The 13,989-nt window shown below is 43.4% G+C and carries 14 protein-coding genes; 9 read left to right on the forward strand and 5 right to left on the reverse strand.

Translation table 11 applies throughout. The annotated features are described in order from the left end of the window. Window positions 1-84: 84 nt before the first annotated feature. Window positions 85-2,064: a YfaP family protein gene (locus tag AC0J2F_RS08285; RefSeq protein WP_473007237.1), complete on the forward strand. Its 1,980-nt coding sequence runs from the start codon at window positions 85-87 to the stop codon at window positions 2,062-2,064. A gap of 112 nt (window positions 2,065-2,176) precedes the next feature. Beyond that, on the forward strand, window positions 2,177-4,189 hold the full coding sequence (locus tag AC0J2F_RS08290) for a hypothetical protein (protein WP_473007238.1): 2,013 nt from the start codon (window positions 2,177-2,179) through the stop codon (window positions 4,187-4,189). Between the two features lies 1 nt (window position 4,190). On the opposite strand, the gene AC0J2F_RS08295 is transcribed toward AC0J2F_RS08290, so the two are convergent. The 3 genes from AC0J2F_RS08295 to AC0J2F_RS08305 form a co-directional block, all read right to left on the reverse strand. Then, the gene (locus AC0J2F_RS08295) at window positions 4,191-4,847 is read right to left on the reverse strand and encodes an HD domain-containing protein (protein WP_473007239.1); all 657 of its coding nucleotides are present in this window, start codon (window positions 4,845-4,847) and stop codon (window positions 4,191-4,193) included. Then, window positions 4,834-5,574: a lysophospholipid acyltransferase family protein gene (locus AC0J2F_RS08300; RefSeq protein ID WP_473007240.1), complete on the reverse strand. Its 741-nt coding sequence runs from the start codon at window positions 5,572-5,574 to the stop codon at window positions 4,834-4,836. Before AC0J2F_RS08300 ends, AC0J2F_RS08295 begins: the two co-directional genes overlap by 14 nt. Window positions 5,575-5,638: 64 nt before the next feature. Further along, a complete protein-coding gene (locus tag AC0J2F_RS08305) occupies window positions 5,639-6,049 on the reverse strand; it encodes a BrxA/BrxB family bacilliredoxin (protein ID WP_473007241.1) in 411 nt (136 codons plus the stop codon). Window positions 6,050-6,185: 136 nt separating this feature from the next. Between AC0J2F_RS08305 and AC0J2F_RS08310 the strand changes: the two genes are divergently transcribed. Next, window positions 6,186-6,932: a TerB family tellurite resistance protein gene (locus tag AC0J2F_RS08310; RefSeq protein ID WP_473007243.1), complete on the forward strand. Its 747-nt coding sequence runs from the start codon at window positions 6,186-6,188 to the stop codon at window positions 6,930-6,932. 55 nt (window positions 6,933-6,987) lie between these two features. Here AC0J2F_RS08310 and AC0J2F_RS08315 read toward each other — a convergent pair whose 3' ends face one another. Beyond that, on the reverse strand, window positions 6,988-7,599 hold the full coding sequence (locus AC0J2F_RS08315) for a hypothetical protein (protein WP_473007244.1): 612 nt from the start codon (window positions 7,597-7,599) through the stop codon (window positions 6,988-6,990). Window positions 7,600-7,795: 196 nt separating this feature from the next. Beyond that, the gene (locus AC0J2F_RS08320) at window positions 7,796-8,404 is read right to left on the reverse strand and encodes a hypothetical protein (RefSeq protein WP_473007246.1); all 609 of its coding nucleotides are present in this window, start codon (window positions 8,402-8,404) and stop codon (window positions 7,796-7,798) included. 194 nt (window positions 8,405-8,598) lie between these two features. On the opposite strand from AC0J2F_RS08320, the gene AC0J2F_RS08325 reads away from it, so the two are divergent. From AC0J2F_RS08325 to AC0J2F_RS08350, 6 genes are read left to right on the forward strand one after another with little or no spacing between them, the layout of a single operon-like run. After that, a complete protein-coding gene (locus AC0J2F_RS08325) occupies window positions 8,599-9,258 on the forward strand; it encodes a metal-dependent transcriptional regulator (protein WP_473007247.1) in 660 nt (219 codons plus the stop codon). 38 nt (window positions 9,259-9,296) lie between these two features. Then, window positions 9,297-10,061, forward strand: coding sequence for a transporter (locus AC0J2F_RS08330; protein ID WP_473007248.1), 765 nt, complete (start codon window positions 9,297-9,299; stop codon window positions 10,059-10,061). Next, window positions 10,062-10,973, forward strand: coding sequence for a metal ABC transporter solute-binding protein, Zn/Mn family (locus AC0J2F_RS08335; protein ID WP_473007249.1), 912 nt, complete (start codon window positions 10,062-10,064; stop codon window positions 10,971-10,973). Further along, window positions 10,970-11,707, forward strand: coding sequence for a metal ABC transporter ATP-binding protein (locus AC0J2F_RS08340; RefSeq protein ID WP_473007250.1), 738 nt, complete (start codon window positions 10,970-10,972; stop codon window positions 11,705-11,707). Before AC0J2F_RS08335 ends, AC0J2F_RS08340 begins: the two co-directional genes overlap by 4 nt. Further along, complete coding sequence (locus tag AC0J2F_RS08345; RefSeq protein ID WP_473007251.1) at window positions 11,704-12,816, forward strand: metal ABC transporter permease; 1,113 nt, start codon at window positions 11,704-11,706, stop codon at window positions 12,814-12,816. Before AC0J2F_RS08340 ends, AC0J2F_RS08345 begins: the two co-directional genes overlap by 4 nt. Continuing rightward, window positions 12,813-13,973, forward strand: a complete 1,161-nt coding sequence (locus AC0J2F_RS08350) for a metal ABC transporter permease (RefSeq protein WP_473007252.1) — start codon at window positions 12,813-12,815, stop codon at window positions 13,971-13,973. Before AC0J2F_RS08345 ends, AC0J2F_RS08350 begins: the two co-directional genes overlap by 4 nt. Window positions 13,974-13,989: the final 16 nt, after the last annotated feature.

Raw genomic sequence — 13,989 nt, forward strand, 5'->3', positions numbered from 1 at the left:
CGGGGATTACTTTTTTCCCCATTTGCGTTGTATCTTAGGTATCAGTTAGTTGTGCATGCAGTGATAACTTTTAAAGTTGCTATTATGAAAACAGTTTTATCTTATTTTTTAGCTCTGCTGAGTTTACCGATGTTAGCTCAGATGAATGTGGTGACCATAGACGCCTATGTCTTGGACGGATCTACACAACGACCAATCGAATTTGTAAATATCAATGTATTGGACCGCGATATGGGTACCATTACTGCCTCCGATGGTAAATTCCATTTGGAGATCATTGAAGACCAAATTGGACCTCAGGACCAGATCAAGCTGGCCGCTTTAGGTTACGCGCCCAAAACCATGTCTATGGAGCGTTTGTACAACCTATTGGAAAAGAACAATATCCTGTATTTGAATCCCTACAACGAATCCATAAGTCAAGAAACCCTTAAAAGCGCCAATCAAGGTAGCAAAGCTAAAGGCGTTACTGGAGTGGTTATGGCAGAGGGAGCGCCTATCCAAGGAGCCACCATTCGTGTAAAAGGAAGCTATAAGCAGGTAAAAACAGATGCAGACGGAAAGTTCGAGATCGATGCGCTTTCTGGCGATGTTTTACAAGTGGATTATTTGACAACTTTCCCCAAAGAGGTAAGCGCTCAGCCAAATATGAATATTGCATTGACGGTAGATGGCGAACTGCTAGAGCAAGTGACCTTAAAGTCAGAGAAAAGAGAGTTCCTCTCAGACAGAAACATTGAAACCGCTTATGGGAAGAAGAAATTCGATCGTCTTGGGTATCGCGCAGCGCAGATCACTTACGATGAGATCTCCGATGGGGCATTGACCTTTGAACAAGCCTTGTTAAGATTACCTACCATTGGCGTAGTGAATCCTACCTCTATAAACTTGAGCAATGGACGCGCTATTGTTATCGATGATGTGGTTTACGGACCTGACCAAGTTGGGCCGGGTGGGTTAAATGGATTGCTCGATATAAATAATGTATACAGTATGACAGTTATTCCTGGAATAGTTGGTTCAACGCGTTATGGTACCTTAGGTAGAAATGGTGTAATTATTATTCGCACCAAGACCTATGCTGCCGCCCAAGGAGATTATAAACCAGAGGCCAAACAAGAAACGGCACTAGTTACTGGGAATAATTACAACCAATCTTTAGTGATGATCGATGATCTCCCAAAGAGTGATTATATCGCAAGGTTGAATCAGGCTAACTCTTTTGAAGCCGCAAAGTCGATCTACGATCAGCAGCGTTCTCTGGCAAATTCTGCCGCTTATGGCATAGACTTCTTTGTCAATGCTTCTGAATACTTCGAGAAGTGGGATATGGAATTTGCTGCGGAGGTGGCACGAGAGATGTTGAATATCGCACCAAAGAACGACAAGGCGCTAAAAACCTTAGCTTACCGTTTGGAGGATATGGGCGATCTGGAAGGTGCTAAAGCAGCCTATCAGCGCTTAGCCCTGTTAAATCCAAGTGATGCGCAGAGTTTTAGAGACCTGGCCTATATCTACAAAGAAACCGGCGAGTATACCAAAGCCTTTGCGCTTTACAAGCGAATCTTGGCCAATCAGACCGATGGTGTTGACTTTAGCGGAATCCAAGGGGTGGCAGAGGCCGAATTGCGTCAGCTTTTGGCTAACCATAAAGACAAGGTATATTACAAAGACCTGCCAAACTCTTTATTGCAAACCGATTGGAAGCGCGATATCCGAATTGTGTTCGAATGGAACGATCCGGCGGCTGAATTTGATATTCAGTTCGTAGATCCGACAAAAAAATACTTCACCTACAAGCATACGCGTTTTGACAATCTGGATCAGATGGAAGACGAGTATACCAAAGGATACTCGATAGAACAGTTCGAGATAGACGACAGTGTAAGCGGAAACTGGCTTATCAATATTGAATCTCTAGCAGGAGATGCCAGTATTAATCCGGTGTATTTAAAATACACAGTCTACACCAACTATGGCAAGAGTAATGAGACTAAGGAGACCGGAATCGTTAACCTTTCAGACCTCAAGCAAAAAGTGACCCTTAAGCAGTTGCGCTACTAGGCCGCGACTAAGCAGAGTTTTACAGCATTGACTCCCGAGGGAGTCTGGGTTTACAAGCCGGGAATCACCTACGTTCCCGGCCTGTCACCTACCACTTTAAAAACTAAAAACTATGAAGAAGGTCATTACTATTTTCCTTGCTTTATTAAGCATTCCCATGTGGGCACAGATGAACGTTATCTATGTTGATGCCTATGTGTTGGATGGTCAATCACAGCAGCCAGTAGAATTTGTGAATCTCAATATTCTAAACCGAAATTACGGTACCGTCACCCAAGCAGATGGGAGTTTTAAACTTCAGATCATTGAAGAACAGATCGGCTTGCAAGATCAGATAGAGATCTCGGCGATTGGCTACGCTTCTAAGACCATGAGTATGGAGCGCTTTTACAATCTATTAGAAGCCAACAACATACTGTATCTGAATCCTTATAACCAAACCATCAGCAATGAAACCTTGAAACAACCAGATGCAAAAGCAAAAGGTGTTAGTGGTATTGTAATGACAGAAGGCCAGCCCGTTCAAGGCGCGGTGGTTCGAGTAAAAGGAAGTTATAATGAAGTGAAAACAGACTATCTGGGTCGATTTACCATAGATGCTTTACCCGGCGATGTATTGCGTGTAGATTATCTAACCACTTATCCAAAAGAGTTGGTAGCGGGAAATTCTAGTCTTGAGATCAATTTGGAGACCGATGGAGAATTGTTGGAAGAGGTAGAACTTCGGGCTAAAAAAGAGCGTAAAGAGCGTATAGGGTCTAGAAGCATTAACACATCAATCGGAACCAAAGATTTCGATGCCTTAGGTTATTCTGCTTGGCAGATCACAGAGGAGCAAATTTTGCCGGCCTACACCAATATTGGACAAGTGCTCATCAAAATGCCAGGTGTATTTGTATACGATATGTGGGGGCCAAATCCGGCTTATGGCTTTAACCGCTCTATTGCTACTTCAATTACTGGGAGTTCCTTGCCTATTATTGTGATCGATGAGGTCATTTACGAACAAGGACCAAATCAGGTGCCGCCTATAGATGTGCAAAACATTTATAGCATTACCACCATACCAAGTGTTATTGGAGGGGTTCGTTATGGAACTTTAGGCAGAAATGGAGTGATCCGCATAGAGACCAAAACCTATGCGGCTGCATTGGGCAAGTATGAGGAGCGCACTAAAAAACGTTTAGAAAACCTCAAAGCAAAGAACAACGATTACACAGAAGGTATTTTGGTAGCAGAAGACATTACCAAAAGCGAGTATATGAATCAGCTCAATGCGGCAACATCATTTGATGAGGCCAAGGCTATTTACAAGCAACAAAGTGCTTTGGCTAATGCTTACGGTGTGGAGTATTATCTGAATGCCTCCAAATATTTTGAGGCTTGGGATGTCGATTTTGCTGCACAAATAGCTCAGCAGATCTTAAACGAGGCTCTAAACAACCCTAAAGCTTTAAAGAGTCTTGGGTATCGCCTGCAAGAGTTAGGACAAATCCATGAGGCCAAAAGTGTATTCCAACGCATTGCAATACTAACACCAAACGACGCGCAAAGCTATAGAGATCTGGCTTATATGTATAAGGAAACAGGTGAGTTTCAGAAGGCTTTTGAACTTTACAAGTTTATTTTGGACAACGATTATCCGGCGCTAGATTTCTCTGGAATCCAGGCCATTGCAGAAGCCGAAATGCGACAGCTTTTGGCCAACTACAAAGACAAGGTGGACTATAAGACCTTGCCGAATAGGTTGCTTAACGTGGGCTATAAAAAAGACATTAGAATTGTCTTTGAATGGAACGATCCGGCTGCGGAATTTGACCTACAGTTCGTAAGTCCGGATGGGAAATTCTTTACCCACAAGCAAACGCGTTTTGACAATTTAGAAGCTATGAAGCTGGCTTATAGAGGCGGTTATGCCATTCAACAATTCGAGATAGACGATGCAGAAGCAGGCCAGTGGCTCATCAATTTAGAGTCGCTTAATCCGCAGGCATCTATCAATCCGACCTATTTGAAATACACCATCTATAGAAATTACGCTACGCCAGAAGAGATCAAAGAGGTTAGAACTATTAATCTGTCAGATCTGGACAAAAAGATCACCTTGGAGCAACTGACCAATTAGATCAGCGCTTACCTTCCCATTCTGCATAGAACTGGGATAAGAAGTTTTCCATAAATTCATGCCGACCGGCTGCCATTTGGCGGCCGGTTTTGGTATGCATAAGGTCTTTTAGCAACAACAGCTTTTCGTAGAAGTGATTTATGGTCGGAGCCGCACTTTTTTTATACTCTTCTTTACTCATATTGAGTTTAGGAGTGATCTGCGGATCGTAAAGGGCTCGGTTCTTAAAACCTCCATAATTGAATGCGCGTGCTATACCAATGGCTCCTATAGCATCTAAGCGGTCGGCATCACGTACCACATGTAGCTCTAAAGAATCATAAGTATTCTCCTCTAGGGAATTTTTAAAGGACATGTGCTTAATAATATTAACCACTGCATCTATCGCTGCGGAGTCTAACTTTTGATTCAACAAGAATTCTTCTGCCTTTTTAGGCCCTATGGATTCGTCTCCATCGTGGAATTTAGAATCGGCGATATCGTGTAAAAGTGCCGCAAGAGCCACCGTTTGCAGATCGGCTTTTTCTTGTTCGGCTATGGCGAGGGCCGTTTTGTAGACACGCTGGGTGTGAAACCAGTCGTGACCACCTTCTGCGCCAAGAAGCTCTGCCTTTACAAATGCAATGGTTTTGGTAATTAGTGCATCATTTAAGGGCATGGTGAACTGTTTTTTCTAGCTGAGTTATTAGTGCTTGTCTGTCGGAAATTGTTTCTAAAACGATGGGTTCGTGAACCGAAAAGGAAAGCTTGTTGCCTAAGCCTAAAGGGAACGAGCCGTAACGCCACAGCTTCCAGGAGTTGTTTATAGTCACCGGGACTATAAGAGCAGATGGAATGGTATCGAACAAGGTAAGCAGTCCCTTTGCTTGGAACGGTTTGGGTTGGCCATTTCTGCTGCGTGTGCCTTCTGGGAAGATCACCGCGGCGCGCTTGTTGGTCTCTATATATTCACCAAATTGAGCGATGGCCGCAACTGCTTGGGCCGCATTTTTTCTATCTATCAGTACGCTGCCTCCATGTCTTAGATTAAACGATACCGATGGTATTCCTTTTCCTAAAGATTTTTTGCTGATAAACTTGACATGATTCTTTCTGAAATGCCAAATCAGCGGAGGAATGTCGTACAAGCTTTGGTGATTACAAACCAAGATCAAGGGCCTGTCTGTACCTATTTTGTCTTTATAAGGATTTTTAAAGCTGTAGCGCGTACCGAGTATGGCTGTTCCCGCCATGATCCAAAATTGGAGCCAATCTACTGTGACTTTGTGGGCGCCATAACCAAAAACACGTAGCGCTATCCATTGGATCGGATGAAAGATCACCAAGGTCAGCCCAAAGACCAAGTAATAAATGGCAGATATAGGATAGGAAATGAGTTTGGCCATGGCTCAAAATTAGGCATAAAAAAACCACGTTTTAAAACGTGGTCTTATTTTTTCTGTGGGCCGCCTAACAGTATTCGTTAAAGGCGTCCATTAGATTCTCCGCTATCATACCTGCAGGACGACCTTCAATGTGGTGACGCTCTAGCATATGTACTAATTCTCCGTCTTTAAAAAGACCCATAGAAGGGGAGCTTGGTGGAAACGGGATCATGCGCTCGCGAACAGCGTTCACGGCTTCCGTGTCCACTCCTGCAAACACAGTTACCAAATGGTCTGGAGTCTTCTCATTGTTCAAGGCGTGTTTCGCTCCTGGACGTGCATTTGCAGCTGCGCATCCGCATACCGAATTAACCACCACTAGGGTAGTTCCTTCTTTGCTTAGCGCTTGCTGAACTTCATCAGCGGTATATAATTCAGAAAAGCCTGCGACAGTCAAATCGTCGCGCATGGGCTGTACTAATTCTGCTGGATACATAATTTTTCTTGTTTTTGTGTAACAATTTGAGTGTAAAGATAACCAATTTTGTACTAGTATATGCGAACAGAGCAGCCCGCACAAGCAGTGAATTGGTTATCTTTAGTCGCAATTTTAATCCTTATTATACACCACTATGTTTCGATGGGCTGGAGCCTTATTAGGATGGGTTGTTGGCGGCCGTTTCTTTGGAGCTGTAATAGGCTTTATCATTGGTAGTTTTATCGATGAGATCAACAAAGGAGGATCCAAAAAACAACCGTACAAACGAGTATTTAATCAACCAAAGGGAGATTGGGTAACTCCTGCGGATTTTGAGCTGAATCTATTGTCTTTGGCCTCCTTGGTTATCCGAGCAGATGGCCGCGTTAAAGACGATGAGCTCAATTATGTTAGGCAGTACTTTGTGCAGGCCTACGGTAAAGATCGAGCCAACGCCGCGTTTAAGGTGTTCAACGATGTGATCAAGAACAGAGCTATCTCCGCAGAGAATATCTGTAAGCTCATGCGTCAGAAAACACGCTATGAATCACGTTTACAGATCCTTCACTTTTTATTTAGCGTGGCCAATGCCGATGGAGCCGTAGACAAGGCAGAAGTTGATGAGATTGGCCGTATTGCGCGTTATCTGGCTATAAGTCAGGCAGATTTTGAAAGCGTAAAAGCCATGTTCTTAAAATCTGCAGATAGCGCTTACAAGATCTTGGAGATCGAAAAGACGGCTTCGGATTCAGAGATCAAAAAGGCATACCGAACCATGGCTAAGAAATATCATCCAGATAAGGTGCAGCATATGGACGAGGCCTACAAGCAAGGCGCCGAAGAGAAATTCCGTAAAGTGCAAGAAGCCTACGAACAATTGCAACAAGAACGCGGATTCTAATAAAAAAGCCCGATCACTTTACCGATCGGGCTTAATTCTAAGATCAATTAATCGTTTATCTTCTGCGTACAGGTCCGTTATCAGAGGTTGGACAACCTGAAATACAGAAATCAGTGGCCATGGCCCAGTTAGAGCCACCAATGGCCTCTCCCTCTGTCCAAGCGGTCTCTGTAGCTACGGTGTTACCATTGGTATCTACTTTAGATACAACTGAATGTGCTGCTAGGGTGAAGCAATTTGGAACTGCGTTCTTAGGAATAGTGTACACTACTTCATTGGTGTTGGTATAATGAACGGCGCTGTAAGGAAAGTGGCCAATGCGGGGGTTGCCACCACCATTTACAGGGATTTCTTCGCGATTTCCAATGAACATGTGGGTCTCCTCAATGATCCAATCAGAAATAGTTCTGTAAGTAATGTAAAGGTTGTCTGCATCTGCTAGGATGAATAGTTTACCTGCAATGGTATGCTGTCCGGCCATGATGTAGGTTATGGAACAGATCTCTGCGGATCCGGATCCGGTTGCCGTGCCAGCAGTCAGGATAGACTTAGAGGTTACCTCAAATTGTACTTGATCTGTTAGTGTCAGATCGTCGTTTACAGTTTCTGTGGAACAGCTGCTAGTTAAAACTGCTATCATTGCCCCAATAAAGAATAGCTTTTTCATGTTGTTGTTAATTAATCTGGGACGAATATAGGAGGTTGATTTTTACCTGTAAGAAAAAACCGACACTTTGCAGGAATATTCGTTCAAATACAATTTTTTGCCTGTAGACTAGTCTTTTATGAAGCTGTATAGTATACATAATAAAAAACCTGCCAGGAAAACTGGCAGGTCATGCAATATCATTACGTCTTATTTATTAACGAGTCGGATTGTCTGCAGGGCCATCGTTATTTTCGGTACAGCCGTCTAAGCAAAAATCAGAATACATTGCCCAGCTGTTACCGTCAAAAGAGGTGCCATTACCCCAAGCAGTTTCTGATTGGATCACGTTTCCGGCATCATTTAGCAAGCTAACTTCGGCATGCGCGGCTACACAAAAGCACTGCTCAAAGAATTCGATGTCTAGCGCATAAGTCACTTCGTCCACGCTTGCACTGTGCGAGGTGGCGTGGTCAAATACTCCAATTTTAGGATTTCCAGCTCTGTTTTGTGGAATGTCTTCACAAACACCAGCAAATAAATGTGTCGCATCAATTACCCAGCCGTCATACGTTCTGTAGGTAATGTAAACTGTAGATTCATCCGCAGTAACCAAGATCTCTCCCGCTACATAATTTTGACCTGCTATAAGCTCCGTAGCAGCACAGGTTACAACTTCATCTTTTCCATCAATATCATCTGTGGTACGCTCAGTAATTGTGAATTGTACATCCGGACTGTTCTCGTAGGTATCATTCGCATCATTACTACAACTTGCCATTACAAGAACAAAAGCAAAAACCAATAGTGAGTAGATTTTTTTCATGGTCTAAAATTTAGGGTTAGATGTCAAATGTAATAAATAATCGATTAAATGTAATAAATAATCGATAAAAAGCAATTTTTTATGTTAAATCATAAGAAACAACTTATTGACAGCATGAATTTGTTAATAGTTTATCAAATTATTTAGGCTTGTCTAAAAATAAATTTACCTTTGCATAAAGTTAAATATAGTACATGTATAGTCTTTCAGAAGAAAACTATTTAAAGGCAATTTATCACTTGGAGCAGGGAGCGGCTAGCGAGGTAAGCACTAACGCCATTGCAGACCGCATGCAGACCAAGGCGTCCTCTGTGACAGATATGATCAAGAAACTTGCAGACAAGCAGCTGCTCACTTATATTAAGTATAAAGGAGTTAGTTTAACCGAGTCTGGTCAAAGGACTGCCTTGCGTATCATTAGAAAGCATCGCCTTTGGGAAGTATTCTTGGTCGAGAAGTTAAACTTCAAATGGCATCAGGTACACGATCTGGCAGAACAATTAGAACATATTCAATCCGCAGAGCTGGTTGATCGTCTAGACCACTTTCTTGGACATCCGCAGTACGATCCACATGGAGATCCTATTCCAGATGCCAATGGTAATATCACCACCAGACAAAAGAAATTGTTGGGGCAATTAGATGCCGGGCAGTGCGCTGTGTGTATTGGTGTAAAATCTGCTTCGGATGACTTCTTGAAATACCTCAGTAAGAATAACATCGGAATCGGAACTCAACTAGAAGTTCAAAAAACAGAAGACTTTACAGGGGCTCTCACCGTTGTTGTAGACAAGGCTCCACTTTTTCTAACCAAAGAAATAGCAAACAGTATTTACGTAACCCTTACCGCATAATGAATTTTAAAAACGCTTTAATAACGATCTCAATATTAATGCTTGGCAGCTACGCTTATGCCCAGCAAGATAACGGCCCTGGCCCCTTAATTACAGACAGGCCAGACGCTACCGAAGCTCCAAACACCGTTGGAGCTGGATTTCTCCAATTCGAGACTGGGGCATTCTTTACCAGAGAAGAAGCTAATGGTTTACAAACCGAGTCCACCACTTTCAACACCATGTTGGTTCGATATGGGATATTTGACAATTTTGAACTACGCCTCGGATGGAATTTCACGGAGACCCGTTTCGAATTCAATGGGATGGAAGTCCCCGGCGTTCTGAGTGGCTTAGACCCTCTGCTACTGGGAGCTAAAGTTGCCATTACAGAAGAGCGAGGTCTAATTCCGAATATTGGACTTATTGGCCATGTCTTTTTGCCTTTCACAGCGGGTAGGGATTACAAACCCGAATATACTGGAGTAGATTTTCGATTTTCCTTTGCACACACCTTGAGTGAGCGTTCGAGTTTGTCTTACAATCTCGGAGCCCAATGGGGAGGAGACAGTCCAGAGGCGGAATACATTTATACCTTGGCGTATGGATATGCGATCACCGATGCCTTTGGCTGTTATGTAGAACTCTACGGAGAGTTGCCAGAAGATAGCGGGCCTAATCATTTATGGGATGCCGGTTTTACCTATCTGGTAAATGACGATTTACAACTAGACGCCACTATTGGGAGCGGAATCCGCTCTGATCAAGAATTATTGTTAAGTGCTGGCCTGAGTTACCGTATTGATACACGAAATAGCAATTAGATGAGAAACAGTCTTATATTTTTCGGATTTCTACTGATCTTGGTTGGATGCAAACCATCAGTAGATAAGAATTCAAAACCTAATGTGGTTGCCACCACAACCATGATAAGTGATCTGGCCAGACAGATCGGTAAAGATTCTATTGATGTACAAGGCCTAATGGGTAGTGGAGTAGACCCACACCTTTATAAAGCCAGTGAGGGTGATGTATCTAAGCTCTTTAATGCCGATCTTATTGTATACAACGGCTTGCATTTAGAAGGGAAGATGGGAGAGATATTTGAAAAGATGCGGTCGCAGAATATTCAGACCGTTGCTTTAGCAGAGACACTAGATCCTTTAGTACTTATGGGGTCTGAGTACTTTGCTTCTAACTACGACCCTCATGTTTGGTTCAACATCACTTTTTGGAAGCGCATGGCAGGAGCACTGAAAGACGAGTTGATTGCTTTAGATCCTGAAAGTGCTGACTATTATAAATCCAATTACGAGGCCTATATAGAGGATTTAAACAATCTTGAGACCATAGTAGAGCAAATTATTGGTAGTCTGCCAGAAGATAAAAGATATTTGGTTACGGCTCACGACGCCTTCAACTATTTTGGACGCGCCTACGGCTTTGAAGTAGTCGGATTGCAAGGTCTTAGTACCGCCACCGAAGCTGGTGTGCAAGACGTGCAACGCCTAGCAGATTTTATCATTGAAAAAAAGATCAAGGCCATTTTTGTAGAAAGCTCTGTACCTAAACGCACCATAGAAGCGCTGCAGGCTGCGGTTCGGGCTAAGGATTTTGAAGTGAGCATAGGTGGAACCCTTTATTCTGATGCATTAGGCTCCGCAGGAACCGATGAGGGGGAATATATCGGAATGTTCCTTTCCAACGTAAACACCATAGTAAACGCGCTTAAATGATGGAAAAGATAGCGGTAAGTGTAGACGATTTAACCGTAGCCTACAACTACAAACCAGTCTTATGGGATATAGATCTGGCCATACCAGAAGGCGTGCTAATGGCGATAGTTGGCCCAAACGGAGCGGGAAAATCAACGCTTATTAAGGCCATACTCGGAATAATCGACCCCATTGCCGGAAGTGTGGGTATTTATGGAAAACCTTATGAGCAACAGCGACAATTGGTGGCCTATGTTCCTCAAAAGGGCAGTGTAGATTGGGACTTTCCTACCACTGCTCTAGATGTGGTTATGATGGGAACCTACGGCAGCTTGGGTTGGATAAAAAGACCGGGTAAAGCTCAGAAAAAAGCGGCATTAGAAGCGCTTGAAAAAGTGGGGATGCTGCCTTTTAAGAACAGACAGATCTCGCAACTCTCCGGAGGGCAACAACAGCGTATTTTCCTAGCCAGGGCATTGGTGCAGAACGCCTCGATATATTTTATGGACGAGCCTTTCCAAGGAGTAGATGCCACAACGGAGAAGGCTATTGTCAATATTTTAAAGGAACTCAGAAAGACTGGGAAAACGGTGATCGTTGTTCATCACGATTTGCAAACGGTCCCGGAATATTTTGACTGGGTTACTTTTTTGAATGTCAAAAAGATTGCCACTGGTCCGGTCTCCACAATTTTCAATGACGACAACTTGACCAAGACTTACGGAATCAATTATAAAGTGAGTTTACAACAATGAGTTTAGGCGAGTATTTCGAATTGCTTTTTACGGACTACACCTTGGGTGTGATCACTTTGGGCACCGCTGTTTTAGGGGCAGTTACCGGAATGCTCGGTAGTTTTGCTGTACTTAGAAAGCAAAGTCTTTTGGGCGATGCGATCTCTCACGCAGCCCTACCTGGAATCGCCTTGGCATTCTTGTTTACAGGAGCCAAAGACAGCAATGTATTGCTTATAGGTGCCTTGATAAGTGGTTTGTTAGGAGCTTTTTGGATCCGCGGAATGATTAAGAATACACATTTAAAATCCGACACAGCCTTAGGTTTGGTGCTTTCGCTCTTCTTTGGATTTGGGATGCTACTGCTTACTTATATTCAGAAGTTACCCAATGCTAATCAGGCGGGGCTAGATAAGTATCTCTTTGGTCAGGCTGCCACCTTGGTAGCCAAAGATGTCTGGATCATGGTGGCCATAACGGCAGTTTCACTCTTTATTCTTTTGCTTTTTTGGAAGGAATTCAAGTTGCTGCTCTTTGATGCAGATTACACCAAGACCTTAGGGTTCAATACCCGCATTATCGACACTTTGATCACCTTTTTTATAGTGATCGCCATAGTTATCGGATTACAGACGGTGGGCGTTGTGCTAATGAGTGCTATGCTTCTGGCGCCGGCTGCTGCGGCGAGGCAATGGACCAATAAACTCAGTGTCATGATAGCGCTAGCGGCTTTCTTCGGAGCTTTTTCAGGGGTGTTTGGCACGGCCATATCTGCAACACAAAGCAATCTGTCAACAGGTCCGGTTATTGTATTGGTGGCTGCTTTTTTTGTGCTGATCTCCTTTGTTTTTTCACCCGGCCGTGGTTTGCTTTTTAGAGAGATCCGTTTCCAGAAGAACCGCAGGGAACTCGAACTCAAAAAGACCTTGCAATTCATGTATTCTATTGCTAAAAACCACGAAGATATCTCGCATCCGCATGCGGTGAAAATTCTAAACAACTTTCAAGGTTTTACTAGAAAGACGCTCCAGCAGATGGTAGACAAAAAATGGGTAACCCTAGACGGAACCATGTGGTCTATGACCTCCTTGGGATACGAAGAAGCAGAAAATCTTTACAGTCAAACATGAGTACACCACAAATAGAAATACAACTCATTGCAGCAGTGGTAGCTGTAGCCTGTGCCATTCCAGGAGTGTTTTTGGTCTTGCGCAAAATGGCCTTAATTAGTGATGCGATCTCGCATTCTATATTGCCGGGGATTGTATTGGGATTCTTTCTAACTCACGATTTGAATTCTCCTTGGTTGATCTTATTGGCAGCCCTTACGGGAGTCATTACTGTGGTCTTGGTGGAGTTAATCCAAAAGACAGGCTTGGTCAAAGAGGACACAGCCATCGGGCTAGTGTTTCCAGCACTCTTCAGTATAGGCGTGCTCATGATCTCTAGAAACGCCAACGATGTCCATATGGACGTAGATGCGGTCTTATTGGGCGAGTTGGCCTTTGCTCCGTTTGATCGATTAGTTGTTGGCGGAGCCGATCTTGGTCCGAAATCCTTATGGGTCATGGGAATCATACTTCTGATCACCTTACTACTGTTGTGGGCCTTTTTTAAAGAACTCAAGGTGAGTACTTTCGATGCTGGTCTTTCTGCGGCACTAGGATTTTCTCCTGTTGTCTTGCATTACGGACTGATGTCTGTGTCTTCTATCACCGTTGTGGGCGCCTTTGACGCAGTGGGAGCTATACTCGTGGTCGCCTTAATGATCGCACCTGCTGCAACGGCTTACTTGCTTACCCACGATTTAAAACGAATGCTTTGGTTGTCTGTCGGATTCGGCATAGCCTCGGCAATAGGAGGCTACTGGCTTGCCCATTTACTCGATGCCTCCATTGCAGGTTCTATAACTGCAGTACTTGGGTTGATCTTTTTGATAGTCTATTGCTTTGCACCCAACAAAGGAATCATTGCCGTGCTTTACCGTAAACGTCAGCAGCGAATAGAAGTGTCTTTACTTACTTTTCTATTACACCTCAATAATCATAAGGAGGAGTCAGAACGCCATATCAATCACTTGAATGAACATATCAATTGGCAACGAGTGCGCTCCGAAGCCGTTGTAAAACTTGCCTTAGAGAACAATATGATCACTGTAAAGGATCAGCTGGTATCTCTTACAGATAAAGGTAGAGCGTTCACAGATCTGGCCTTGGAGTATATTATCACGAATAAGGACGAGCATATCGAGCACCTTAAAAAAGACTTCTTTCTGTTTAGAGGGTAGCAATTTGGCACGATTT

The organism is Gilvibacter sp. CC01, assembly GCF_055755295.1.